The following is a 25,150-nucleotide window of genomic DNA, read 5'->3' on the forward strand; positions in this document are numbered from 1 at the left end:
GGTAACGTTTGCGTGTTGTTAATGTTTTGTAAGTTTTGATTAGGGTGCCGCCTTGGACAAAGAAAAAGCAGACGCCGCCGGGCGTCTGCCGAAATTCCGAAATTCGTATGGAATAAACCAGATAAGTGCATTACGGGTGAAGCAAGCCGTATAAAGGAATAAATAAAACCGACGTCAGGATGGCCGCGATTCCCATTGCAAATCCGCTAATGCTGCCTTGAAGCTCCGAATCGCGAATGACCCGGGCCGTGCCGATCCCGTGAGATGCGGTTCCGATTGCAGTGCCTAACGAAATATCGTCTCGGACTCCTGCCCAGCGGAGTAGCTCCGGCCCGATCATGCTGCCGATCAGTCCGGTCAGCACGGTCAATACGACCGTCAGCTCCGGAATCCCGCCTGCTTGTCGCGAAATTTCAAGGGACACGGGCGAGGTGACCGATTTCGGCATCATGGTCAGCATCATTTGAAGGTTTCCGCCCAAGCACCAGACCAATGCCGCCGACAGCAGCAAAGCGCTGATGGAACCGACGGTAATGCCCCCCAGAATCGAAGCAAAGCTGGAACCGATGCGTTTCGCATTTTTGTACAGCGGAATCCCTAAAGCTACCGTCGCCGGCCCCAGCAAAAACTCAAGCATTGCCCCTCCTTTGGCATAAGCCTCATAAGGAATATGCGTCAGCAGCAGGAAAATAATTATGGCGGCCGATCCTACGAAAAGCGGATGCAGCCAGGACCATTTTTTTTGCAGCCGCAGTGCGGCCGTGTAGCTGATTACCGAAATCGCCACACCGAACAGCGGCGTTTGAACAATCTCCTCAACCCTCATGCTTTTGCCCCTCTCTGCCCCTGCCTCTGAACAGCTTCACGGACCAGCCTGTAATCAAGAGAGCGCCTATGCTGCTCCCAAACAGACTGACCAGCATCATGACGGCATGCTCTCCAATCAGGTTGAAAAATACCATCGTTCCGACAACGAACGGGATAAAAAACAACAGCATGTGGCGGATCAGAAAATCGCCCGCTTCCTCGACCCACTCCAGCTTCACAATCTTCAAAAATAAGCTTACAGTAAATAGAATAAGACCGATAACATTGGCAGGCAGCGGAATATGACAAACCGCCTGTACCACCGTTCCCAGAAGATAGAATCCCGTTAAAACCGCAAATCCGACCACTTGCTTTCGCCCCCCAGGCTCCCCTAAATTTCATTCTCCAAAGCGTACATATTAGATGTGTTTACGTGGAATCGTATAGTGGGCATGCGTAAAGCATGAACCTATCTACAACGATCCCAAAGGAGATGTCAACCCCATGGCTAAACCAGACAACCGTGCAGACAATGTAGAACACCTGCAGCAATCGATCAACAACACGATTAAAAACATGGAAGAATCCGAAGCCTATTTGGACGAGCATGCAGATGAGATCAGCCCGCAGGAAAGAGAAACCCTTCAAAGCAAAAACGAGCGCCGTGAAAAAAGCCTAAGCGGCTTCCGCAATGAGATTGAAGACGAGGCCGAGCACCAATCTTAAGCATTCCTATTGGTTTACAGGCAGCCCCATCAAAGGATGGGGCATTTGGTTATTATCCGTTCCTGCTTCTCTATTCCTGAAACCCCGCGAGTCTCCGCTCTTACTTGATACTTTCTCATTTTATTCCATGCTCTTCCTCGGCACTTCAAAGCTCCAATGGTCTCTCGCAACATAGCTGTTGGCATGTATTTCCTTGGCCTCGTTTAAAAGCAGCTCCACATCCTGCCCTTGGTACCTGGAGCTGATATGCGTTAAAATCAGTGCGCCAGCGCCTGCTTCCTCAGCCGTTCTCGCTGCATCCATAGCGGTCGAATGGTCATACTCTCTTGCCAGATGCTTCTTGTGCTCCGCAAAGGTCGCTTCATGCACCAGCACGTCCGCACCGAGAGCCAGCTTCAAAGAATAGTCGCATGGCTGCGTATCGCCGAGAATCGTAACCACCCGTCCAGGATAGGAGGGACCGATGAAATCTTTCGCCTTCAGCTCGCTTCCGTCTTCAAGCTTCACGTCCAGACCCTGCTTTATTTTTCCGAAAATGGGTCCGGATGTTAATCCAAGCGCTTTCAGTTTTTCCGCTTGAAGCTTCCCTGTCAAGGGTTTCTCCTCAATCCGAAAACCGCAGCTGGACACCCGGTGAATGAGCGGACCAAGCTGACGATGAATTGATCGTCTTCAAAAATAACCGATTCCTCCCCACATGGATACTCGTGAACCTTGAGCTCATAAGCCAAGTAGGCTTGACTGACGTCCAACGCCATCCGAATGAACGCTTCCGTGCCTTCGGGTCCGTATACGGTCAAAGGTGTGTCCCCGCCCTGATACGATCGGCTTGTCAGCAAGCCCGGCAAGCCATACAGATGATCCCCATGGAGATGCGTGATGAAAAGCTTCTCCAGCTTTCCGATCCTGATGGGCGAGCGCAGCACCTGGTGCTGGGCCCCTTCCCCGCAGTCAAACATCCAATAAGCGTTGCGTTCCGCCAGCAGATTCAACACAATGGATGTGACATTGCGCTCCTTGGAGGGCATGCCCGCTCCCGTACCGAGAAAATATAGTTCCAATTTCAAGTCTCCGTTTCATGATTGGTTATGTATTCATAGGGAAAGAGTGGAGCCCTGGTGAACTCCACTCCCTATATTTAGTATTAGCTTTTATCTACATTAAAATAACGCGCTTCCGGATGGGCGAATACGATGGCCGAGACCGATGCCTCCGGCTCCATCATGCTTCCTTCCGTCAGCTCCACACCGATATCTTCCGGATGCAGGAGCGCAAACAGCTGCTGCTGGTCATCCAGATTCGGGCAGGCCGGGTAGCCGAAGGAGAACCGCTGGCCGCGGTATTTCGCGCCGAATTTCTCCTGCATGGTCATGGAGGCCGGATCCGGGAAGCCCCATACGTCCCTCATCATTTCATGCACGCGCTCCGCCAAAGCCTCGGCGGTTTCCAGCGCGGTCGCTTGCAGCGCATGCGAGCGGAGGTAATCGCCCTTCTCGCGCCACTCTGCGGCTTTCTCGGTAATCCCGTGGCCTGCGGTTACAACGAGGAAGCCGATGTAATCCATCTCCCCGCTTTCCGTGGAACGCAGGTAATCCGCGAGGCAAAGGTACGGCTCCGTCTCCTGCCGCGGGAAGGTGAACGTTTGCAGCACTTTGCTGTGATCGTTAGGATCATAGACCAGTACATCGTTGCCCGACGATTGCGCCGGGAAGAAACGGTACATGCCGTGCGCTTTGATGATTCCTTCTTTTTGCGCTTCCGCTAAAATCTGATCGACCGTTTCCTTCAGCTGAACCGCCTTAGGATCTTTCTCCGCGAGCAGCTTCTCAACCTTCCCCTTCAAGCCGAGATGATGACCGAGCAGCATCTGCATATTAATGTACGGCATCACATGGCTGATCGGATAATCGCGCAGCACGCGGCGCTCCAGATCGGGAGGAACCTGAACCGGCAGCGTACGGTTTACAGAGGACGTCCTGACTCTCGTCAATGTCGGAAGAGCCGTTTCCTTCTTGCCCGCTTCCATCACATCGGATTCTTTGCTTTCGCGCAGCTCTTTGACCAGCTGCTCGCGCTGCTTGGGATCGCTCAGCTTGTTGGCGATATCGAGTCCGTCCATCGCATCCTTGGCATACAGTACAAGACCTTCGTACTCCGGCGCAATCCGCGTTTTAGTGAACTTGCGGGTCAGAGCCGCACCGCCCACCATAATCGGCACCTCGATGCCTGCATTTCTCAAATCCTGTGCGGTAACAACCATCTGCTGCGCCGATTTGACCAGCAGTCCCGACAAGCCGATGACGTCCGCTTTTTCTCTTTTGTATGCTTCGATCAATTGCTCCGGCGGTACTTTGATCCCCAGGTTAATGATTTTATAGCCATTGTTCGAAAGTATAATTTCGACGAGGTTTTTCCCGATGTCATGCACATCGCCTTTGACCGTCGCCAAAATAATTTTCCCTTTAACCGCGCTTTCCGACTTCTCCATGAATTGCTCCAGATGGGCGACGGACGCTTTCATAACTTCCGCGCTTTGCAAAACCTCTGCAACAATCAGCTCGTTGTTGTTAAACAGCCGGCCGACCTCTTCCATGCCTTTCATCAACGGTCCGTTAATGATTTCCAAAGGCTGATATTTATTCAAAGCCTCGTTCAGGTCGGGAATAAGCCCTTCTTTCGTGCCTTCCACCACATACGAAGCCAGGCGTTCTTCCAGCGTCAGGTTCGAGATCTTTTCTTTCTTCTCGACTTTCTTCTCGCGGAAGTGAGCTACGAACTCTGCCAGCGTATCATCGTTCGTATTAAAGATTAAACGCTCGGCAAGCTCTCTCTCATGCTCCGGAATGGATGCGTAACGCTCCAGGTTCTGCGTGTTCACAATTGCATAGTCCAGACCGACCTTGGTACAGTGATACAAGTAAACCGAGTTAAGCACTTCCCGTCCCGCAGGCGGCAAACCGAAGGAAATATTGCTCAGGCCCAGAATCGTTTTACATTCCGGATACTTTTCCTTGATCATCCGTATGCCTTCGATCGTCTCTACGGCGGAGCCGATATACTGCGGGTCACCCGATCCTACAGGGAACATATTCGGGTCAAAAATGATATCCGACGGATTCAAGCCGTATTTTTTGGTTAATAACTCGTAAGCGCGGTCGGCGACCTCCATCTTGGCTTGACGCGACACCGCCTGGCCGCGTTCATCAATCAGGATCATGACAACGGCAGCGCCGTACTTGTGAATTAGCGGCACGATACTCTGGAATTTGGTTTCGCCGTCCTCCAGATTGATTGAGTTGATGATCGCTTTACCCTGGGAATATTTCAGACCCAATTCAATAATGTGATCGTACGTGGAGTCGATCATCAGCGGAACTTTAACTTTCTTCACAACTTCCTTGAGGAAGTTTTCCATCGCGTAAGCTTCGTCAATATCCGTGTCCTGGACGTTGATATCTATAACATAAGCACCGTTCTTCACCTGCGCACGGGCGATCTCCGCTCCCTCTTCAAACTTGCCTTCTTTCATCAGCCGTTTGAACATCCGGGAACCGGAAATATTCGTCCGTTCCCCGACCATATAGGGTCTGTTGGCATCTTCCAGATAGACGGTTTCGATCCCGGATACGGCAGGCAGATGGCCTTCGGCATTTTTTCTCGGAGCGAAAGCGCTCAAGGTTTCCGCCATGGCGCGGATATGATCCGGTGTGGTTCCACAGCATCCTCCCGCGATATTCAGCCAGCCCTGCTCGGCGAAGCCTGCCAGCTTCTTGGCCAGCGATTCCGGAGATTCGTGATACTTCCCGTTCTCATCCGGAAGGCCCGCATTCGGATAGCAGCTGACGGCTGTCGTCGCCAATTCGGACAAGGTCCGGATATGATCACGCATAAATTCCGGCCCTGTGGCACAGTTCAATCCGATGGAAATCGGCTTCAAGTGCTCCAGAGAAATATAAAAGGATTCAATATTTTGACCGGCAAGTGTTGTGCCCATCGGTTCGATGGTACCGGAAATCATCAGCGGCAGCTCGATTCCTGTCGTCTCCATCGCCTTCCGGATCCCGATGCTGCCTGCTTTTACATTCAGGGTATCCTGAGACGTTTCCAGCAGCAATGCATCCACGCCGGACTCAATCAGCGCCAGCGCCTGCTCGTAATAGCTGTCCACCAGCTCGTCAAAGGTGACGCCGCCGGTGACGGACAGTGTCTTCGTCGTAGGACCCAGTGCGCCTGCAACATAACGAGGCCATTCCGGCGTACTGAATTTGTTGGCGGCATCTACAGCCAGCTTCGCAGCTATCAGATTCAGTTCGCGCGCACGGTCCTGCAGATCGTATTCAGCCAAAACGACGCTTGTTGCGCCGAAAGTGTTCGTCTCGATAATATCCGCACCTGCAGCAAAATAGGCTTCATGAATCTTGGAGATGACATCAGGTCTTGTCACGACAAGATATTCATTACAGCCGTCCAGATCTTCTCCGCCAAAATCGGCTTCCGTCAGGTTCTCCTGCTGAATCATCGTACCCATGGCGCCGTCCAATATCATAATCTTGTTCTTTAACTGTTCTTGCAAGGGTAGCTTGGTCATTGTACAGTTCTTCCTTTCGCCGACATCCGTCCATAACTCTCTATGATGTCCTGGTACCATTTGTTAACGTATAATGTAACTTCAAGTGTACCAGAAAGCAATAATGATGAAAAGCAATTCGACATGTTTCTTTATAAGATATAATTATATTCCTATAGGTTTAATTGTATATAACCTGTCGACAGATGCCCTATATTTTACTATAATACAAATAGACGTTTATTTTTTATTATTGGAAAGAGGGATAACGATGGCTGAAATACGTATTCGCAATACTGACGAACGCATTTCCGGTGAAGAAAATGTAAAGGCGTTCTTGGATAAGCAAGAGGTTTTGTATGAGCATTGGAATGCAGACAAGATTCCTGCCGAATTGAAAGAAAAATTCATCCTTAGCGATGAAGAAAAATCCTCCGTTTTGTCTACTTTTGAATCTGAAATTAAAGATTTGGCAAGCCGTCGGGGCTACTTGACTTGGGACGTTATCGCTTTGTCCGATGCAACGCCCAACCTGGATGAGCTGCTGAAAAAATTCGAGCAGGTGCACACGCACACCGAAGACGAAGTTCGTGCCATTACGGCAGGCAAAGGTATCTTTATTATTAAAGGCACGGACGATGTAGGCTACTTTGACGTTGAACTCGAAGCCGGCGATGTGATCTCCGTACCGGAACACAAGCCGCATTTCTTTACACTGATGGAGAACCGTCAAATTGTTGCCGTTCGCTTATTCATCGAAACCGAAGGCTGGATTGCACACCCGTATGCCGACCCTTCGTTCCAAAATGCGTAACGGTCAGCTTTAACAATTCATGACACGTAAAAAGACCCGGCATTCGTCCTCTCAGGACCATGTCGGGTCTTGCTTTTATTATTGGATCGAATCAATGATGCCCTGAATTTCACGCAGATTCTTAATTTCGTATACAGGCACGATATCGTCGTTTCTTTGCAGATCATGACGGTTGATCCACATATTCCGCATCCCGATTCCGTTCGAACCGAGAATATCCGTAGTCAGCTTGTCTCCGATCATCACGCCCTCTTCAGGAGTAATGTTCAAAAGTCCCATAGCATGGTGGAACAAGGAAGCCGCCGGCTTGCCTTCGCCGAAATTGCCTGAAATGACGATGTGATCAAAATACGGAGCAAGCTCGGGAACCCCGGCCAATTTCTCCTGCTGCAAATCCGGCGAACCGTTCGTCAGCAGTAGAAGCTTGTACTTTTCTTTGAGCTGCTTCAACACTTCAAAGGTTTCCTCGTAGACGATAGGCCGTTTGCGGCGTTCAGCCGGAAACAGCTCGCCGAGCTTATAGCCCAGCTCCGCATCGTCGATGCCTAGAGCCTTGAGTCCTCGGGTCCACGATTCCGTGCGATATGCCGGAGCCAGCTGCTGCAGCTTGCGGAAATTCTCGTTATCCCCTTGAGTGAAATTGGCCCACAAGCCTTCGAATGGGTTAATTCCGATCAATTTGGTAAATGGAAACGTCTCAAAGGATTCATACAATTGCCGGGCTTCATGCCGAACAGCTTCTTCCAGCTTCGCAGGATCTATGTCGTAATGCTTGGCCGCTTCGCTGCATGTAGCTTCAAAAGCTTCCTTTACGCTGCGATCATCCCAAAGTAAAGTATCGTCCAAATCAAACAGTACCGCTTGAATCCTCATCTCTCGTCCTCTTCTCCCTGAAAATCATCTCTTGTCAATAATTAACCTTGCGTTTCAGCCTTTAAGGCAACGTTATTATTTGCAGCAAATTCCTTCAGTTTTTCCCCCAGCTGATCCGTGTCCATCCGATGAATCAACCGTGTAAACACCCATCTGCCTTTACTGTTAAGCAGGGAAATGACGACCGAGCCGCCCGAAATTTCGATTTCTTGAATTTGTGACGGCTCTACTCTCCTGTCGCCGGCAAAACGGCGCGTGAGAAGAAAGTCTTTTCCCACTTTAAGGAAAGGTCTGCGCACCAAGAAAATAAACAGCGCCAGTACGATGTAGCTGCCTCCGGTGACCCAATATAAGGTGTCCTGCTGCTCCTGCGTCCGAAAGACGAGGAAACAGAATAAGCCAACAACAACCAGGAAAAGAGGGAGCAGCCAGCTTCGTCCGCGAATAGTTACAGCTCCGTCCGATGCCGATTCGCTTAGTAAAGGCTTACCCTGCTTTTTCCGAGTTTTGTTAGCGTTCTTGGTGTTCTTTTGCACCATTCGTTCCCATTTACGAGACATACTTCTTCTCCCTAGTTCAATTTAGCTGCTGCCATGCTATTTCTTGTCTTCTTCATCTACGAATTTAATATTGTCCAACTGACTCCGCAGCGAGCTCTTGAAAGCTTCTATATACCGCTTTCTCAATTCATTGCGCTCGTCCAATTCGGCATCGGTTAACCCTACCGTCTTGGCTTTTCGTGCCAGCTCATTAATTCGCTTGACATACTCGTCATGTCCTGTCTCACCGCTCATGTCAATCCTCCTACGAATGTCTCGGCTAATCCTGTCAATTCACATATACTGAAAGCTTCCTTCAGCATATGCATCAACCTATACTTTGACATTTCAAGATTCGATTGTCAAGAGCGCCAGGCGCTTATCTGGAGAAGAAGAATTTTGCCGCAGCATGAACCAGCAACAAGAACGGTCAGGGTAATAACAGAACTTGTCCCTCGTAAATGACGCTGGATTTCAAATGGTTTAATGTCCTCATCTTACTTATATATTCACGGATATCCTGCCCTGCAGCCGTATGGTTCGCAGCAATGGTCCAAAGGGTGTCGCCGCTCACGACTTCAACGCTTTGATATCCTTCCGTCGATGCGTAAGCGTCCTGTTCCCCTGCAATAACGGAAACACACAGGCTGAACAATCCGATAATAACCACTACCGCCAACAGTGCTGCCAGCCGCTTCAGCATACGATGACTAAAAGAGATCCGTGCGGAGTATGTACGTTTAACATTCAGAGTCTTTACCGGTCTTGAAAATAATTGTTCGTTCATATACATAGCTTATAGCCTCCTACAAACATTTGTTCTCATTTCTCTTGTTCTCAAAATAACACGAACACATGTTTGTGTCAATCATTTATTCGAACTCATGTTTGTACGAACTCCGGTTCTGTGTTATACTTTCAATAATTATTACCAATACTGGAGTGATTCTGATGAGCAAATTATCCAACCGGCAGCTGGCCATTCTGGAATTTATCAAAAATGAAGTAAAAGATAAGGGCTATCCTCCCTCCGTCCGGGAAATTGGCGAAGCTGTTGGTTTGGCCTCCAGTTCTACGGTACACGGACATTTAGAACGGTTAGAGAAGAAAGGCTTGATCCGCCGCGACCCTACCAAGCCGCGCGCCATTGAAATTACGGACGGCAGCGCAACCGACGGAGCCCAGTTCGCCCTTTCCGTCGCACGCGTTCCTTTGATCGGACGCGTTACAGCCGGCGTTCCGATTACGGCAACGGAGAACATCGAGGACTATTTCCCTCTCCCAAGCCACTATGTCGGGGACTACAACGTATTCATGCTCAGCGTTATCGGGGAAAGTATGATCGATGCGGGCATTCATAACGGCGACTATGTTATCGTCCGCCAGCAGCAAACCGCCAATAACGGGGATATCGTCGTGGCTATGACCGAGGATGATGAGGCTACCGTGAAGCGTTTCTATAAGGAAAAGGGCGATATCCGTCTGCAGCCCGAGAATCCGGCCATGGAGCCGATTCTGCTGAAGCATGTCACTATTCTGGGCCGTGTCGTCGGCGTATTCCGCGACATTCACTAATATGCAGCACAAAGAGCCGCCAGGATTCGATTCCTTGGCGGCTGTTCTATAACTTCAAATAAAAAAGCGTACCCTATAGAAGAAGGTACGCCCAGCCTGTCAAGGAACCCGCCTTAAGTGAAAAATGAGCACATACGCAGGTGGGGTATCTTCCGGAAGAGTTTACGTCCGCCTTTAAAATCCGTGAAAATACCGCAAATTCTAATCCCATTCACGGATTTTAACAGCGGCTGGAGGAAGATACCCCACCGGAGTATCACGCAAATTCAGGGTTTCCCAACAAGCCCAGCGTACCCTTTCTTGAAGAAGGTACGCTTTTTTGTGCAGCCATTGAAGCACATCTTGCATTGCCTCGTTCCCGCGCCGCCGCAATTCCATAAAACAGCCCTTATCCCGGGCGAAACGCAGCCGTTAATCCGCAAGGAATCCGCTGTGCAGCCTGGTATAAGGGCCGTGGATATGTTCAATTCAATCTTAGTAAAGGGTCAAATACTGCTCGCGCTCCCAAGCGTGAACCTGCGTGCGGTAGATATCCCATTCGATCTCTTTCAGCTCGACGAAGTGCGCCAATGCGTGGTCGCCCAGTGCATCGCAGATTACATCGTCGCGAAGCATAACATCGATCGCTTCCTTCAGATCAAGCGGAAGGCTAGGAATGCCTTGATCTTCGCGCTCGTCCTCAGTCATGACATAAATATTGCGGTCCGTCGGAGGAGGAAGCTGCATTTTGTGCTTGATGCCATCCAGACCCGCTTTCAGCATTACGGCAAGCGCCAAATAAGGGTTTGCCGCCGGATCCGGGTTACGAACCTCTACGCGCGTACTGAGACCGCGGGAAGCCGGAATACGGATCATCGGGCTGCGGTTGCTCGCAGACCATGCTACATAGCAAGGAGCCTCATAGCCAGGCACCAGACGTTTGTAGGAGTTGACCGTCGGGTTCGTAATGGCTGCAAAAGCGCGGGCATGGCGCAAAATGCCGGCCATGTAATGTCTTGCCGTCATGCTCAAGCCGAGCTTGTCGCTCTCGTCGTAGAACGTGTTCGTTTTGCCGTTAAACAACGATTGGTGGCAGTGCATACCGGAGCCGTTAACGCCGAACAGCGGTTTCGGCATAAAACTTGCATGCAGGCCATGCTGTCTTGCAACGGTTTTAACGACCAGCTTGAACGTTTGAATCTGGTCAGCCGCATTAATGGCGCTGGCATATTTAAAATCGATCTCGTGCTGACCCGGAGCCACTTCGTGGTGGGAGGCTTCGATTTCAAAGCCCATTTCCTCCAGCGTCAGAACGATCTCGCGGCGGCAGTTTTCGCCCAAATCCATCGGCGCCAAGTCGAAGTAACCGCCCTGGTCGTTCAGTTCCGTCGTCGGATTGCCGTTCTCATCGGTTTTGAACAGGAAAAATTCCGGCTCCGGACCGACGTTCATATCGGTAAAGCCCATTTCCTCCGCTTCTTTCAAAACCGCTTTCAAAATACCGCGGGGATCTCCCGGAAACGGTCTTCCATCCGGAAGGTAAATATCGCAAATCAGACGGGCTACCCGGTCTTCGGTTACCCAAGGGAAAACAACCCATGTATTCAAATCGGGATATAAGTACATATCGGATTCTTCAATACGAACGTAGCCTTCGATGGAAGAGCCGTCGAACATCATTTTGTTATCCAACGCTTTTTCAAGCTGACTTACAGGAATCTCAACATTCTTGATGGTCCCCAGCAAATCCGTAAACTGCAGCCGGATAAACCGAACGTTCTCTTCCTTGGCGATGCGCATAATATCTTCTTTCGTGTAGTTTTTGTCCGTCACTTGTACTCTCCTCCTTGTAATTATGTACAAATACAGAGCATGTTCAAAAACAGCGCAGAACATACTCTGGTCAAGCAATTACTTCTTGAAAAACCTGGAAAGCTCGCCCTGGATCAAGGAAACCTGACCCCGCTTGCCTCCGCCTAACAGCTGCTGCTTGAGCATACGGTGCAATTGCGTATCGGTCAATTCCCGCCGCTTTACTTCCGACTGCTCGTTCAGCACGGTCGCTTCCTCGGAGTCTTTGGACACAGGCAGAAGAACCTGCTTGATGCCCGCAATGTTAACTCCTTTTTCAATAAGGTCCTTAATCTCCAGCAGCCGTTCCACGTCGTTAAACGAGTACAGCCGTTGGTTACCGCCCGTACGGGCCGGTATAATGAGCTCATGCTGTTCATAGTACCGAATTTGTCTTGCAGTCAAATCCGTCAGCTTCATTACGATTCCAATCGGAAAAAGCGCCATATTACGTCGTATTTCATCAGTCATGATCTATCACCTCTGTGGACTGTAAACCTAACTTCATTGTAACCTCCCGACACAAACGTGTCAAGTTGTGTTAGGTTTATGCCACGTGCCCCTATGCATTACAGCAGATTTTGTTCCATCATATTACGCAGAGCAGTCAGCGCGCCCAGCTTGCAGTGGGAGTAGGTCAGCCCGCCCTGCATATAAGCAATGTAGGGTTCGCGGATCGGCGCGTCAGCCGACATTTCCAGACTTCCCCCTTGTATAAAGGTGCCGGCCGCCATGATGACAGGATGCTCGTATCCCGGCATATCCCAAGGCTCGGGTACCACATGGGCATCCACCGCGGCGGATTGCTGAATCCCCTGCACGAAAGCGATCAAATGCTTGTCGCTTGTGAATTGAATCGCCTGGATCAAATCCGTTCTCGGGTCGTTCCAGTGCGGATGGGTAACAAAACCGAGCTGTTCGAATACCGCAGCGGCGAAAACCGAGCCTTTGACGGCTTGTCCCACCAAATGCGGAGCCAAAAACAATCCCTGATAAATGGAGCGCGTCGTGCCGAGCATCGCGCCCACCTCGCCGCCGATACCTGGCGCGGTAAGCCGGAACGACGCCAGCTCGACGTAACGGCTTTTGCCGGCAATGTAGCCTCCGGTTTCGGCCACGCCGCCGCCTGGATTTTTGATCAAAGAACCGGCAATCAGATCGGCTCCTACCTCCGTCGGCTCTTGAAGCTCGGTAAATTCCCCGTAGCAGTTGTCGACGAAGACAATCAGGTCTTCCTTAATTTCTTTGACGAAACGAACCATTTCGCCGATTTGCGCGACCGTAAAGGAGGGTCTCCAAGAATAGCCGCGCGAGCGCTGAATGCCGATCACCTTCGTCTTCGGTCCGATGCTGCGGCGGATCGCTTCGAAGTCCGGCGCCCCTCCCTCCAGCAGATCCACTTCCTTATAGGCAATTCCCCAATCCTGCAGAGAACCTTTGCCGTCCCCTGGCTTGCCGATAACCTTATGCAGCGTGTCGTAGGGGCGTCCCGTAATCATCAGGAGCTCGTCCCCCGGTCTGAGTACGCCGAACAGCGCTGTGCTGATCGTATGTGTCCCAGACACAAAATGCGGCCGCACCAAGGCGGCCTCCGCGCCGAAAACTTCGGCATAAACCAAATCCAGCACCTCCCGGCCGCGGTCGTTATAACCGTAGCCGGTGGAGCCGGAGAAATGATAATCGCTAACCTTATGATTTTGAAAAGCACGGATGACCTTCCATTGATTCTGATCAATGATCCGGTCGATTTCTTTCAATTTCCCCTCAATCAACTGCTCGGCACGTTCCATCCATGCCGTAATGCGTTCGTTAAACATGCTCCGAATTCTCTCCCTTGTGTTGCGCCTGATCCGCGGCATACGCGGCAAGCATATAACCCAGCTTATCATATTCCTTGTTGTTGACTCTGACCTGGAACAGCATATCATCGCCGTCCACTTCATTTTCCAGCACTTCCCCGACACGGTACAGCAATGAGATCACATCGCCCTTCTCCGCGGGAATGCGAAAGGTTTTGCAATCCCCCATCAGCCGGGACTCGATCAGCTCGCGAATGCGCTGCAGATCGTCCTCCCGATAGGCGGAAATGCGCAGAAACTCCCCTTCGGCCGTGAGCATTTCCCTTTGCTCCGATGTACACAGATCGACCTTATTAAACAACGTAACCTGATCGGTTTGGTGGGCTCCCAAATCACGCAGCACTTGAGAAACCACCTTCATTTGGGTCGGCATCATCTCCGACGACCCATCCACCACGTGAAGAATCAGATCGGCCTCGCATGCCTCCTCGAGCGTAGCCCGGAAAGCGGCAACCAGGTCATGGGGCAGGTTCTGAATGAACCCTACCGTGTCGGTCAGCACTATATCCTTGCCGCTCGGCAGCTCCAGCGTGCGCGAGGTGGGATCCAGCGTGGCGAACAGCTGATTCTCGACGTAGACGTCCGCCTGCGTCATCTGGCGCAGCAGCGTCGACTTGCCCGCGTTCGTATAACCGACGAGCGCTACTTGGAACACGCCGGTTTTCTTTCTGCGCTCCCTATGTAAGGTGCGGTGCTTCGTGACCTCATGCAGCTGATGCTTCAGCTCGCTGATCCGGTCGCGGATATGACGGCGGTCGGTTTCGAGCTTCGATTCCCCCGGGCCCCTGGTGCCGATACCGCCGCCAAGCCGCGACAGATTGCTCCCCTGTCCAGCCAGCCGCGGCAGCAGATAGCTGAGCTGAGCCAGCTCGACCTGGATAATCCCTTCTCTCGTCTTCGCCCGCTGGGCGAAAATATCGAGAATCAGCTGGGTGCGGTCGATGATTTTCACATCCAGAAATTGCTCCAGGTTGCGTACCTGCGCACCGGAGAGCTCCTGATCGAATATCGCCGTATTCGCCTCGTGCTCCTCGAGAAGCTGCTTCAGCTCCTCGGCTTTGCCTTTCCCGACAAACCACTTGGAATCGATACTTTCTTTATTTTGCGTCAGGGTGCCAAGCACCTCAACGCCGGCCGTTTCTGCTAGACTGACGAGCTCCGCAAGGGAGTAATCCGGCGTGTAGGTCTCCTGGCGTTTAATGTCCGGTGTAATCAGGCTTACCAGTACAGCCCGGGGTTGTTCTACAGAAATTTCGTGTGTGGTTGGTTTCATAAAAATTTATAGTTCTCCTTTGCCGCTTTTCGCTCCAGCCGCACGTCTTCAGGGCGGATAATCATCAAATCCTGTTTGCTCGGCTGCTGCGTATTATGGTTCAACAGGCGGACCGCATGATTGCGCATCGCCTTTTCAATTAAATTGCGGACGAACCGCGCATTGCTGAAGCACGTATCGGAATCCGCCTGCTGCTTCTCATTGACAATCTGCTGGCGAATTTTCATCTCGGTCTGCGGAATCAGCGCATACTCCCGCTCCTTGATCATCATTTCGGCTATCTGCATCAATTGATCCACCGAGTAATCGGGGAAATCCAGCTGTATCGGGAACCGGGAGGGCAGGCCCGGATTGGTCTGCATGAACGTCTCCATCTCCTGCGAATAGCCGGCAAGTATGAGAATGAATTGATTCTTATGGTTCTCCATGGCCTTTACAAGCGTGTCAATCGCTTCTTTCCCAAAATCCTTCTCGCCGCCGCGCGCAAGGCTGTACGCTTCATCAATGAACAGTACGCCGCCGAGCGCCTTTTTGACCAATTCTCTCGTCTTCAGTGCCGTATGACCGATATATTCGCCGACCAGATCGGCCCGCTCCACTTCGATAAGGTGACCTTTGTTCAGCACGCCCATCGTCTGCAGAAGCTTCGCGATAATACGCGCTACGGTCGTTTTCCCCGTTCCCGGGTTGCCCTTAAAAATCATATGATACACCTGGGTATTCGCCATCAGCCCGGCTTCGGCCCGAAAGCCCGCAATGCGCAGCAGCGCATAAATTTCAAACACAAGCTCCTTCACCTGGTCCAAACCGACCATCCGGTCGAGCTCCTTCATGATTTCCCCGAACTGCCCCTGCTGGGACAGCGGCTTACCATGAAAATGAGGCTCCGACTCGGCACTGGCGTGCGTTTCCGGATTACGCAATACCACATTAATCTGATGGGCATTTTTCGTAATATGTATCTGATCCGTCGGTACGACACGTCCACTCATGCGTATCACCTCTTTCCTTGGTGTTAGCAGTATACGCGGGAGCCCAGAGGATTGTGCTTTTTTTCTTCTCCTATTGTATAGCCATTTCGTGAAATTTCAAAATCAGGCGGTGGCCGTACCGGCTTTCCTGTATAAATCAACAATTTCGGCGAGGGAACGGATCACATGATCCGGTTGAACGGACATGTTCGCGGGCCAAGCCTCCTCTCCCTCAAACCAAATCGCGGTCAAGCCTGCCGACCGGGCTCCTGCAATATCGTTCACCGGGTGGTCTCCGACAAACCAGGCTGCTTGAGAAGCCGCTCCCAGACGGTCCAGCGTCAGACGGAAAATCGACGGATTCGGCTTCTGAACGCCGGCTTCCCCCGAAACGACAATCACATCAAATAACGAACGGATACCGAGCCGTTCGATTTTCCCGTTCTGCACGAGAGATGAGCCGTTAGTAATCATGCCGAGCCGAACCCCTGCCTCACGGAAATAATGCAGCGTCTCAAGCATATGGGGCATGGGAAGCGAACAGCCGGGGAAGACCGACCGCCAGAAGGTAACATACTCTTCCGCAGACGGGGGCTGAGTCCAGCCTGACCTTTGGACAAATTCATCGAACACTTCGGTTTTGCTGCGATAGCCGTGCCCGTCCGCGTCCCTTAACAAGCGCTTCAGCTCCTCCCTGCTGCCCCGCGCAAGCAAATCCGGGTACCGGTCTATCAAAAGATCCGTGAAGGCATCGAAGGCCGCAATGCGGTCGGAAAGCGTTTCGTCCAAATCAAACAGAATCGCTTGGGGACGCGTCCAATTACTCATGGAGCTCCGCCCCCTGTTCAAGAAAAACAAAAATCTCTTTACTTTCATTCAGTACAATGACGCTGGCGGAGACAACCTGCTTAGGCTTCATTGACACGCATCCTCTCTTCAGGAACTATCGATATTAACCTGTTACCAGTATAATCCTGGAAGAGTATATGTTGAAATTCATATTTACCCTAAATGATATAGAGCCAATCTATATCACGACTGTCCGGACAGCGATTTAAGCACGTCCTCCAGCGCCATGTCGCCCATCGAATCAATACGCAAATCCGTATCGCCGAACGTCAGCAGGCTTGTAACGGGGTTCGGTACGATAACACAGAACATGCCTGCCGTCTTGGCAGCCAAGGCTCCGTTAGGCGAGTCCTCGAAAGCTATTGCCTCGTCCGGACGCACTCCCAGAGCCTGCAGAGCGGATAAATACAAAGCCGGATCCGGCTTCACTCTGGCCACATCCTCGCGGGTCCGAATACATGCAAAATAATCGAGCAGGCCGTGCTGCTCCAAGTATCCGCCGACCCATTGCCTCGAGGAGCTCGACGCCAGGCCGATCTTTAACCCAAGCTCCTTTGCCCGCTGCAAATAATCCGTTACCCCGGGACGGGGAATTTGCCCGATCATTTTCGCATCGTAGTCCGCTCTCCGCTTCAAACGGAGCTGCTCGCGGTCGAGGCTTCTTCCGAGACAGCCCTCCAGATGCGCATAAGGCTCGAAGGCCGAGCCGTCCGTGCCTACACATTTGCCCCATAAATCCAAGGAAAGCTCCGCTCCGTGCTCTATATACATTGCCTGGAAGCTCTCAAACTCGGGTGTCTCCGTATCGAGAATTAATCCGTCAAAGTCAAATACAATCGCCTTAATCATAAAGCGCTCTCCCTCCCAGCCCGTATCTATATATGCCAATCGTACAATGCAAAGCGAGAAGATGGAAGGGATTTTTTTATTTATAGACAACGTCAAAAAAGCAAACAAAGCCTTCTGCAGGAAATATAGCCGCTGAAAAAAGGGTCGCAACGCGCACGAATCATTATTCCGGTTCCTGTTGTCTCCGAATTTCTTTTCTTAGGATCTCACCTGCTTGAAGAGGTGGAAATCCGGGACAAGAGTCGAACGCTTACGCTTGCTTGCGCAGAGCGATTCGCACGCTCCGCTTCATTTTTCAGCAGCTTCCTGGGAAGCGGCTTTGTTTGCTTATTTGAAAGATGCGGAAACGGCCGTCTTTAACGTGTTTCCCGGTGCAGCGTCACTTTTTTCAATCGCGGGCAATATTTTCGGAGCTCCAGACGACCCGGATGGGTCTTTTTATTTTTGCTCGTTGTATAATCGCGGTCCCCGCATTCCGTGCAGGCTAAAGTAACAATCACTCTCATGCGCTGTGCGCCTCCTCTCTGTCCGCCGGCGTATCCTGATTCGGCAGTTCATCCGTAAAAGCGGACCAATCCATGGCCAGCTCCTCCGTTGTCAGAAGACAGGCATCCAGCTCCGTCTCCAGACGTTCGCGGTCCATATCAATGCCAATCAGCACCACGCGGGTCTCCCGGTCCCCGTATTTGGCGTCCCATGCGCCGGCAAGCTCCGGTTCCTCGAGCCGAATTTGCCGCTGCTCCTCCGGCGGCAGCGCAGCGACCCAATAGCCTGCAGGCCCGAACTGAATGGACGGCCCCGCCTGTCCCAGGCTCTGGGCAATATCATGGCGGCTCGCCAGCCAAACAATTCCTTTGGCCCGCACAACCTCCTCCGGCCATTCCTGCATCCATTGGGTAAGCCGCTCCGGATGGAAGGGCAACCGGCGCCGGTACACGAACGAGGAAATGCCGTATTCCTCCGTCTCCGGCGTATGGTGATCGCTCGAGAGCTCCTGCATCCAGCCTGCCGACTGGGAAGCGGAGTCGAAGTCGAACAGCCCGGTGTTCAGAATATCGGACGGACGAACCTGTCCCCGCTCGGCCCGAATAATCCTTGCTCTCGGCTGCAGCTTGCGGAGTACGCTTTCCAGCTGGAGCAGATCCTCCTCCGAAACCAGATCGCATTTATTCAGAACCAGCACATCGCAAAATTCGATTTGGCTGATCAGCAGATCAACGACATCTCTCGTATCTTCCGCATCCACAGCCTGCTGCCGCTCCAGGAGACTCTCGCCGGAGCTGTAATCATGCCAGAAACGATGGGCATCCACTACGGTTACCATGCAGTCCAGACGGCAGGCGGCCGACAAATCGATCCCCAGCTCCTCATCCTGATATGTAAAGGTTTGCGCCACCGGAATCGGTTCGCCGATCCCCGTCGATTCAATAAGGATGTAATCAAAGCTGCCTTCCGAAGCCAGCCGCTGCACTTCCTTCAACAAATCGTCGCGCAGCGTACAGCAGATGCAGCCGTTCGACATTTCGACGAGCTTTTCCTCCGTTCGGGAAAGTCCGCCGCCATTGCGCACCAGCTCGGCATCGATATTGATCTCGCTCATATCGTTCACGATAACCGCGACACGCAGACCGTCCCGATTGTTCAAAATATGATTCAAGAGCGTAGTCTTTCCGCTTCCCAAATATCCGCTGAGCACCGTAACGGGAATTTGCTTTGTTTCCATGTTCTTTTCCTCATTTCCATGTAGTTAAAGCTTGAACCCAACAAACAAGCCATGTTACTAATAGTAATTATTACTATATAAGACTGTGATGATACTCGCGCCGGTTCTATCTCAACGCCCCACTCGCATTTAATAGTAATTTTTACGTTTATTAGTCTAGTAGATGTTTCGCCCATTGTCAACACCGAACACGCTCATAAGATTTAAAAATGTATTGTTATGTATTTTAATTCATGATATTGTATTTTTAATCATCACAAATTCATTGAAAAAGGAGGATTCCATGTCCGTATCCCATGAAGCTTTGGTGAATCATATTGAAACGTTAGCGCTGAACACCTGGCCCCCCAGCAATCAAGTACCGCTTGGCGACTGGTTCTTGCGCGCATCGGAGGGGATCACAAAACGCGCCAACAGCATATGGACCTCCAGCGGCACCATGCCTTCCAATCCGCAATGGTATGAGGCTGCCGAACAATTTTACCGCACGCTGGGACTTCCGCTTCGCTTTCAGATCTCTGATGCAACGAGCCCGGAGCTGGCCGCTCTGCTGGATGCGAAGCGTTATGCAATAGAAGTCCCCAGCTCCGTGATGACGGTCCCCACTCGAGAAGCCCTTAGGCTCACAGAAAATATTCACGGTTTATGCACCGCTCATTTCCAACCGAATCACGATGACGATTGGCTTACGCAGTTTATAATTATGGAAGGGCATGGAAACGATCCGGCCAAAAAGCAATTTTATAATGCGCTCTTTCAACGGATTCAGCCGCCTGCCTGCTTTGTGACGCTTTACCTAAATCGTCAGCCTGTGGCCGTGGGAACCGCGGTAGCCGAGGAAGGCTGGGCCGGCTTTCTTAATGTGGTCGTTCATCGGGACTACCGCGGCCAAGGCATCGGCAAAGAGCTCGTCCATCAGCTTGCGTCCTGGAGCGACGGACAGCACGCGGATCATCTGTACTTACAAGTCATCGACGATAACGAGCCTGCCTGGAGGCTCTACCGCAAAGCCGGCTTCACTCCGCTGTATACCTACCATTACCGGATTCAGCCTTCAGCGAACGATTTAGAGCAGGAAGAATAAAGGACGCTCACGGAAAAAAGAAGCTCCGCAGCCTTGGACGGCTTATCCGCCATGGCTACAGAGCTTGGTAATCTTGAAACAGAAGTGTGATTTTTTGCAGCTGCCACTTGACCATGGCCAAGGTTTCCCGCGCTTGATGCCACGGCAGGAACAGCACCTTGGAATCCACAGGAGAAACGACCGGATGGTCGTACCCGAGAAAGAGGGCCATATCCAGCGCCCTTACGCCATGATAACGGTGGGTAATAATGATCGCGCTTCGCCAGCCGTTGTCCCGCATAAGCGAGCTGCTGTTCCGCAGATTTTCATACGTAGTGGCCGACAGCCGTTCCATTGTAATTACTTCGTCGGGAATGCCCAGACGGACCAGTTCTTTACGCATGCCTTCCGCTTCGCTCAGCCTGGCTCCCCCTGCATCCTTGCCGCCGGATACGATAAAATGGGAAATGCGCCTGTCCTTGTATAAGGCTACAGCCCCTACAAGCCGCTCCTCCAGCGCAGGACTCGGCACATCTCCCCACAGGGATGCGCCCAGCACAATGCCTACATCCGCTTTACTGTACGGGGCATCCGGGAAAGAGATCATTTTCCATTGAAACCAGCCCGCACCGGCCGCAAGGATCAGCAGGAAGATAAGAAGCGCTTTCCCTCGAATGCCAGTACGAGTCCCGTTATTGCGTTTGAGTCGGATCATGCTGCCTCCACACCTTCATCCTTTCAGCTAGCGTACCGGTAAACAGCTCCAGCTGATTGCCGTCGGGATCGGGAAAGTTGACGCTCCAGCCACCGCCGCGAAATACCGGCCCCCGCACCAATGGCGTGCCGGAAGAGACCAGTGCTTCGACGGCCGACTCAAAATCCGCTTCGTCTATCGAGAAAGCAAGATGGTCGACACCTCCGCTCACAGAGGCATCCATTGTCTTTCCTGGGCGTTCCAGCAGGCAAATCCATGCTTGGCCCCATTCCAGGTAAACGTCCGTTCTGCCCCTATGGACAAGATTCATTCCAAGCACCTCCATATAAAAAGGGAGCGAGCGTTCCAGGCTTACGACACGCAGCGTTACATGGTTAAAGCCGGTTGCCTTGATCATAGATAAAGACCTCCCTCTTCTCCGCGGCTGCGGTTTACGGCTGAAAAAAACAGCGTGGGTTATCCACGCTGCTCGTTATTGCATTGTTACTTCTCCGTAATGTCAACGGATTGAATGGTTACCTTTTCTGTCGGAGAGCTTGCCTCTCCGGACGGTCCGGCGGCAACCGGCGTTGCGGCGATCTTTTGGACGACGTCCATCCCTTCGGAAATTTTACCGAAGATCGTATAGTTCGGCTGGTTGTTCAAGCCTTTGCTGTCATCACCCGTACAGATGAAAAATTGGCTGCCGTTCGTATTCGGACCCGCATTAGCCATAGCCACGATGCCCGGCTCATATTGATGCGTTTTGCTCAGCTCATCCTCGAACTTATAGCCTGGGCCCCCGCGGCCCGTCCCGGTAGGATCTCCCGTCTGAACCATAAACGACTGAATGATCCGGTGAAAAACCACATTGTTATAAAAGCCCTCTTTGGCCAAAAATACAAAGTTGTTTACGGTTTTCGGCGCATCCTTGGCGAACAAATCGATAGTGAAGGAGCCTTTGGATGTCGTTACTTTCGCTTGATACGTTTTGCTCGCATCAATCTTCATCGCCGGCGGAGAACTCCAGGTCTTGGCCGCCGGGGCCGTACTCGTTCCTCCAGCAGGCTGCTGTGCCGTCTGGCCGGAGCCGCTTCCGCCGCTTCCGTTCTGGCTGCCCGTTTGCTGAGAACCCTGCTGCGCGTTATCCGCTGTCTTCGTCCCGCAGGCCGACAATACTAATGCGCAGATGACCGCAATGGAGGTCCGATTTCAGTGTCTTGGCTGCAAATGATGCTTTCATGGTCAACGCTTCAACTCCATTTATCCGATTTTGTATGGACAAGTCCATACTTTTATTATACTACGAACGGGTAATTATTAACAAAACCTGCGACGCTTAGCGCGTACCGGCCGGCTTGGACGTGCCGGCGCCTGCCTCCGGCGGGGTGCTGGCGCCTTGCGCCCCTGTGCCCGCCGGATCGGTCCCGGGAGCGGCTGCGCCGCCTCCCGCAGGCAATCCGCTGCCTGTATCTCCGGCAGCGGGATTGCCGGTACCGGCGCCAGGCGCTCCGGTACCTGTGTCCCCGGTGCCCGCTCCGCCGGCACCGCCGCTTGAAGCGCCGCCGGGTCCAGCCGTTCGGCGGCGTCGTGCCCGTGGAGCCGCCGCTGCCTGTGCCGGCTCCGTTGCCGCCCGTGCTGCCGTTACCGTTGCCGCTGCCCGGGCCATTGCCCGTACCGTTGCCGCGGCCTCCGCCGGTATTGCCGCTTTGGTTCCCGCCGTTTTGATTGTTGCCGCTTCCGGGCCCGTTCGGATTGCCGGTGCCGTTCCCGTTTCCGCTGCCGTTCGTGCCGCCGGCACCGTTACCGTTAAGGCCGCCCGTGCCGTTATTGTTCCCGCCATTCAAGCCGCCGTTCGGATTATTGGTTGCATCCCCCGGCTTCCCGCCCTGCTGCGGATTCGAAGGGTCCGTCGTTCCGTCGGCAGGGATAGTCACCACTACCAGATTCGAACGGTCCCCAGTATCATTACTTTCGCCTTTGACCGGTATGATGAAATACTGATAGCTGGCTCCCGGCTTCACAGTAATGTCTCTGACCTCCGTCGTCGCCGTCGTCAGCATCGGCTCTGCCGGGAAGTCTTTCTCCGCATCTTCTTTACGGAAAATCTGGTAAGTCATTCCTTCGCCTATCCCCGTCCATTTAAGCATGACAGAGCGCGTTTCTTTCGTATATTCCGCCTTCAAGTCCGTAACTCCCTTTGGAGGAGGTACAGGATCCGAAACGCCGCTTGGCTTCGCAAACTGCGTCATCGGTTTATTCGCCAGTGCCTTGGACATGACTTCCTTGAAGATGACCGCCGGCGCGCCGCTGCTCATCGAAACGTAATGCTTCGCATCCGGCTTGTCAAAACCAAGCCATACCGCTGCGCTCCATTCCGGCGTATAACCGGTAAACCACAGGTCGCGGTTGTATTTTTCCAAGCCTTTGATCACATTCTGCGTCGATCCGGTTTTACCGGCTACCGGCCGGTCAAACTTGGCCGCAGCCCCTGTACCGCCCGGCTCGACGACGCCCTGCATCAGCAGGGTCATGTACCAGGCTGTTTTGGCGCTCATGACCGTCTTCTGCTCCGGCTTAAATGCAGCAACCTCTTCGCCCTTATCATTCAGGATTTGAACGATCGCATGGGTCGTATTCATTACTCCGTTATTGGCAAAAGCGCCGTATGCCTGCGCCATTTGAATCGGCGTTGCGCCTTTCGTCAAGCCGCCCAGCGCAATCGCCAGGTTGCGGGTGACTTTGTTTTATCTAGAGGAATCCCCAGATTTTCAGCGAACTGCATCGCCTTCGGCAGGCCGATCTCGTTCAAGAGCCAGATAGCCGGCGCATTGATCGATTTTTTAACCGCTTCGAACATGGAAACCTGTCCTTGATACACTCCATCGTAGTTTCGCGGCGTGTACCCGTTGTAGTTAACCTCTTTATCCTGAAGCATACTGTATGGGGTATACTTGCCGGACTCCAGCGCAGGCCCATAAGCAATGATCGGCTTAAAGGAAGATCCCGGCTGCTGCGGAATCGTGGCGCAGTCCAATCCCCGCTCTACATAATCGCGGCCGCCGATCACGCCGACCAGCCCGCCGTCCTTATGATTGACGATCGCCATGGCCCCTTGCATTTTCTGCTCGGGTCCATCCTTTTGGAAAAACTTTGCGTTGGCAAACGTCTGCTCCATAATTTTCTGGGCATTGGCATCCATCGTCGTATAAATTTTGTAGCCGTTCGTCAGTACATCTTCCTCGGTCAGGCCGTATTTATCGTTAGCTTCTTCAAGCACGTAGTCGATATAAGTCAAATAGTCCTTCTTGCTGCCCGTTGTGGTCGTAGGCGCCACATAATCGATCGCCGCCGCCTTGGCCCGCTCGTCCTCCGTGATATACCCTTGATCCTCCATCAGCTTCAGCACGACGGCACGGCGGTCCTTGGATTTGTCCGGGTGTGAAATCGGATTGTACGTGCTCGGCGCCTTTGGTATCGCAGCCAGCGTGGCCATCTGCCATGTTTCCAGCTTGCTCAAGTCCGTCACATTAAAATATTTTTTGGCTGCCGCCTTGATTCCGAACGAGTTTTGACCGAAAAAGATCCGGTTCAAGTACATCGTTAAAATTTCCTCTTTGGAAAAGTTGTCTTCCAGCGCAACCGCTATCGACATTTCGGTCGCCTTCCGGAAAAACGTCTTGTTGTTGTTCAAGAAAATATTTTTGGCCAGCTGCTGCGTAATCGTGCTTCCGCCTTCCACCGCGCTGCGCGCCACAATATCCTTGACCAGCGCACGGCCTATCCCCAGGAAGTCAATGCCCGAGTGCTGCCCAAAGCGCCGGTCCGTCGGTCGCGATAAACGCCTGCTGCAGCTTCAGAGGAATTTCCTCCGGCTTGACGACCTCGCGGTTCTCGCGGGCCAGCACAGCCACCTCGTTCTTCGATGCATCGTAAACGTGCGACGCTTCGTTCATATCCAGCTTATCCTGATTCTCGCTTAAAATTTTATTTCCGTTGATAATGATGAAAATGTAGACGCCGAGCGCGCAGATCAACGCCACTAATGCCGCTATAAAAGCAAACAGTAACGCTTTACCGACACTGAATTTGGACTTTTTCTTTTTTTCTTCGGTTTGGCTGCAGGTGCTTTTTTGTT

The 25,150-nt window shown here is 52.2% G+C and carries 26 protein-coding genes and 1 pseudogene; 4 read left to right on the top strand and 23 right to left on the bottom strand.

Features of this window, described 5'->3' with window-relative positions; translation table 11 throughout:
- Positions 1–130 precede the first annotated feature (130 nt).
- Together ACHHV8_RS19200 and ACHHV8_RS19205 are read right to left on the bottom strand one after the other, a co-directional pair.
- Entirely contained in the window at positions 131–826 is a 696-nt protein-coding gene (locus ACHHV8_RS19200; protein ID WP_395160658.1) for an LrgB family protein, read from the bottom strand.
- Complete coding sequence (locus ACHHV8_RS19205) at positions 816–1,175, bottom strand: CidA/LrgA family protein (protein WP_395160660.1); 360 nt, start codon at positions 1,173–1,175, stop codon at positions 816–818. The genes ACHHV8_RS19200 and ACHHV8_RS19205 overlap by 11 nt, the downstream gene beginning before the upstream one ends.
- A gap of 136 nt (positions 1,176–1,311) precedes the next feature.
- On the opposite strand from ACHHV8_RS19205, the gene tlp reads away from it, so the two are divergent.
- Entirely contained in the window at positions 1,312–1,533 is a 222-nt protein-coding gene (gene tlp, locus ACHHV8_RS19210) for a small acid-soluble spore protein Tlp (RefSeq protein ID WP_395160662.1), read from the top strand.
- A 120-nt stretch (positions 1,534–1,653) separates the two neighbouring features.
- Here tlp and rnz read toward each other — a convergent pair.
- Together rnz and metH are read right to left on the bottom strand one after the other, a co-directional pair.
- Positions 1,654–2,594, bottom strand: a pseudogene (gene rnz / locus ACHHV8_RS36770) (ribonuclease Z).
- 83 nt (positions 2,595–2,677) lie between these two features.
- On the bottom strand, positions 2,678–6,121 hold the full coding sequence (gene metH, locus ACHHV8_RS19225) for a methionine synthase (protein ID WP_395160668.1): 3,444 nt from the start codon (positions 6,119–6,121) through the stop codon (positions 2,678–2,680).
- Positions 6,122–6,371: 250 nt separating this feature from the next.
- Here metH and ACHHV8_RS19230 point away from each other — a divergent pair, with 250 nt between their 5' ends.
- Entirely contained in the window at positions 6,372–6,914 is a 543-nt protein-coding gene (locus ACHHV8_RS19230; RefSeq protein ID WP_395160670.1) for a 1,2-dihydroxy-3-keto-5-methylthiopentene dioxygenase, read from the top strand.
- Positions 6,915–6,992: 78 nt separating this feature from the next.
- Here ACHHV8_RS19230 and ACHHV8_RS19235 read toward each other — a convergent pair whose 3' ends face one another.
- The 4 genes from ACHHV8_RS19235 to ACHHV8_RS19250 form a co-directional block, all read right to left on the bottom strand.
- On the bottom strand, positions 6,993–7,787 hold the full coding sequence (locus ACHHV8_RS19235) for an HAD family hydrolase (protein ID WP_395160672.1): 795 nt from the start codon (positions 7,785–7,787) through the stop codon (positions 6,993–6,995).
- Between the two features lie 41 nt (positions 7,788–7,828).
- Positions 7,829–8,347 carry a hypothetical protein gene (locus tag ACHHV8_RS19240; protein WP_395160674.1) on the bottom strand — a complete coding sequence of 173 codons (519 nt, stop codon included), beginning with the start codon at positions 8,345–8,347 and terminating at the stop codon, positions 7,829–7,831.
- A gap of 36 nt (positions 8,348–8,383) precedes the next feature.
- Positions 8,384–8,581 carry a DUF896 domain-containing protein gene (locus ACHHV8_RS19245; RefSeq protein WP_395160676.1) on the bottom strand — a complete coding sequence of 66 codons (198 nt, stop codon included), beginning with the start codon at positions 8,579–8,581 and terminating at the stop codon, positions 8,384–8,386.
- Positions 8,582–8,756: 175 nt separating this feature from the next.
- A complete protein-coding gene (locus ACHHV8_RS19250) occupies positions 8,757–9,119 on the bottom strand; it encodes a LysM peptidoglycan-binding domain-containing protein (protein ID WP_395160678.1) in 363 nt (120 codons plus the stop codon).
- Positions 9,120–9,277: 158 nt separating this feature from the next.
- Between ACHHV8_RS19250 and lexA the strand changes: the two genes are divergently transcribed.
- Positions 9,278–9,901: a transcriptional repressor LexA gene (gene lexA / locus ACHHV8_RS19255; protein ID WP_395160680.1), complete on the top strand. Its 624-nt coding sequence runs from the start codon at positions 9,278–9,280 to the stop codon at positions 9,899–9,901.
- Between the two features lie 474 nt (positions 9,902–10,375).
- Here the strand turns inward: lexA and glnA are convergent, their stop codons facing one another.
- The 9 genes from glnA to ACHHV8_RS19300 all read right to left on the bottom strand — a co-directional run bounded on the left by glnA (position 10,376) and on the right by ACHHV8_RS19300 (position 19,255).
- Entirely contained in the window at positions 10,376–11,680 is a 1,305-nt protein-coding gene (glnA, locus tag ACHHV8_RS19260) for a type I glutamate--ammonia ligase (protein WP_395163560.1), read from the bottom strand.
- A gap of 111 nt (positions 11,681–11,791) precedes the next feature.
- Positions 11,792–12,202: a MerR family transcriptional regulator gene (locus ACHHV8_RS19265; protein WP_094013167.1), complete on the bottom strand. Its 411-nt coding sequence runs from the start codon at positions 12,200–12,202 to the stop codon at positions 11,792–11,794.
- Between the two features lie 98 nt (positions 12,203–12,300).
- Entirely contained in the window at positions 12,301–13,548 is a 1,248-nt protein-coding gene (locus ACHHV8_RS19270; RefSeq protein WP_395160682.1) for a methionine gamma-lyase family protein, read from the bottom strand.
- The gene (hflX, locus tag ACHHV8_RS19275; RefSeq protein WP_395160684.1) at positions 13,541–14,863 is read right to left on the bottom strand and encodes a GTPase HflX; all 1,323 of its coding nucleotides are present in this window, start codon (positions 14,861–14,863) and stop codon (positions 13,541–13,543) included. The genes ACHHV8_RS19270 and hflX overlap by 8 nt, the downstream gene beginning before the upstream one ends.
- Complete coding sequence (locus ACHHV8_RS19280) at positions 14,860–15,855, bottom strand: AAA family ATPase (RefSeq protein ID WP_395160686.1); 996 nt, start codon at positions 15,853–15,855, stop codon at positions 14,860–14,862. Before ACHHV8_RS19280 ends, hflX begins: the two co-directional genes overlap by 4 nt.
- A gap of 102 nt (positions 15,856–15,957) precedes the next feature.
- On the bottom strand, positions 15,958–16,662 hold the full coding sequence (locus ACHHV8_RS19285) for an HAD family hydrolase (protein WP_395160688.1): 705 nt from the start codon (positions 16,660–16,662) through the stop codon (positions 15,958–15,960).
- Positions 16,663–16,866: 204 nt separating this feature from the next.
- The gene (locus ACHHV8_RS19290; protein WP_395160690.1) at positions 16,867–17,532 is read right to left on the bottom strand and encodes an HAD family hydrolase; all 666 of its coding nucleotides are present in this window, start codon (positions 17,530–17,532) and stop codon (positions 16,867–16,869) included.
- 356 nt (positions 17,533–17,888) lie between these two features.
- On the bottom strand, positions 17,889–18,038 hold the full coding sequence (gene rpmG, locus ACHHV8_RS19295) for a 50S ribosomal protein L33 (protein ID WP_395160692.1): 150 nt from the start codon (positions 18,036–18,038) through the stop codon (positions 17,889–17,891).
- Positions 18,035–19,255, bottom strand: a complete 1,221-nt coding sequence (locus tag ACHHV8_RS19300; protein ID WP_395160694.1) for a GTP-binding protein — start codon at positions 19,253–19,255, stop codon at positions 18,035–18,037. The genes rpmG and ACHHV8_RS19300 overlap by 4 nt, the downstream gene beginning before the upstream one ends.
- Before the next feature lie 283 nt (positions 19,256–19,538).
- On the opposite strand from ACHHV8_RS19300, the gene ACHHV8_RS19305 reads away from it, so the two are divergent.
- Positions 19,539–20,339 (top strand): GNAT family N-acetyltransferase, encoded by an 801-nt coding sequence (locus ACHHV8_RS19305; protein ID WP_395160696.1) that lies wholly within the window; start codon positions 19,539–19,541, stop codon positions 20,337–20,339.
- Positions 20,340–20,394: 55 nt separating this feature from the next.
- Here ACHHV8_RS19305 and ACHHV8_RS19310 read toward each other — a convergent pair whose 3' ends face one another.
- The 6 genes from ACHHV8_RS19310 to ACHHV8_RS19335 form a co-directional block, all read right to left on the bottom strand.
- Positions 20,395–21,033, bottom strand: a complete 639-nt coding sequence (locus tag ACHHV8_RS19310; protein ID WP_395160698.1) for a YdcF family protein — start codon at positions 21,031–21,033, stop codon at positions 20,395–20,397.
- Positions 21,011–21,427 carry a VOC family protein gene (locus ACHHV8_RS19315; protein ID WP_395163561.1) on the bottom strand — a complete coding sequence of 139 codons (417 nt, stop codon included), beginning with the start codon at positions 21,425–21,427 and terminating at the stop codon, positions 21,011–21,013. Before ACHHV8_RS19315 ends, ACHHV8_RS19310 begins: the two co-directional genes overlap by 23 nt.
- 89 nt (positions 21,428–21,516) lie before the next feature.
- A complete protein-coding gene (locus tag ACHHV8_RS19320; protein WP_395160700.1) occupies positions 21,517–22,188 on the bottom strand; it encodes a peptidylprolyl isomerase in 672 nt (223 codons plus the stop codon).
- Positions 22,189–22,310: 122 nt separating this feature from the next.
- The gene (locus ACHHV8_RS19325) at positions 22,311–23,720 is read right to left on the bottom strand and encodes a penicillin-binding transpeptidase domain-containing protein (RefSeq protein WP_395160702.1); all 1,410 of its coding nucleotides are present in this window, start codon (positions 23,718–23,720) and stop codon (positions 22,311–22,313) included.
- Positions 23,717–24,811: a transglycosylase domain-containing protein gene (locus ACHHV8_RS19330; RefSeq protein ID WP_395163562.1), complete on the bottom strand. Its 1,095-nt coding sequence runs from the start codon at positions 24,809–24,811 to the stop codon at positions 23,717–23,719. Before ACHHV8_RS19330 ends, ACHHV8_RS19325 begins: the two co-directional genes overlap by 4 nt.
- The gene (locus ACHHV8_RS19335; protein WP_395160704.1) at positions 24,807–25,055 is read right to left on the bottom strand and encodes a hypothetical protein; all 249 of its coding nucleotides are present in this window, start codon (positions 25,053–25,055) and stop codon (positions 24,807–24,809) included. Before ACHHV8_RS19335 ends, ACHHV8_RS19330 begins: the two co-directional genes overlap by 5 nt.
- Between the last annotated feature and the right edge of the window lie 95 nt (positions 25,056–25,150).

The organism is Paenibacillus sp. TAB_01 (assembly GCF_043945595.1).
Taxonomy (GTDB): domain Bacteria; phylum Bacillota; class Bacilli; order Paenibacillales; family NBRC-103111; genus Paenibacillus_S.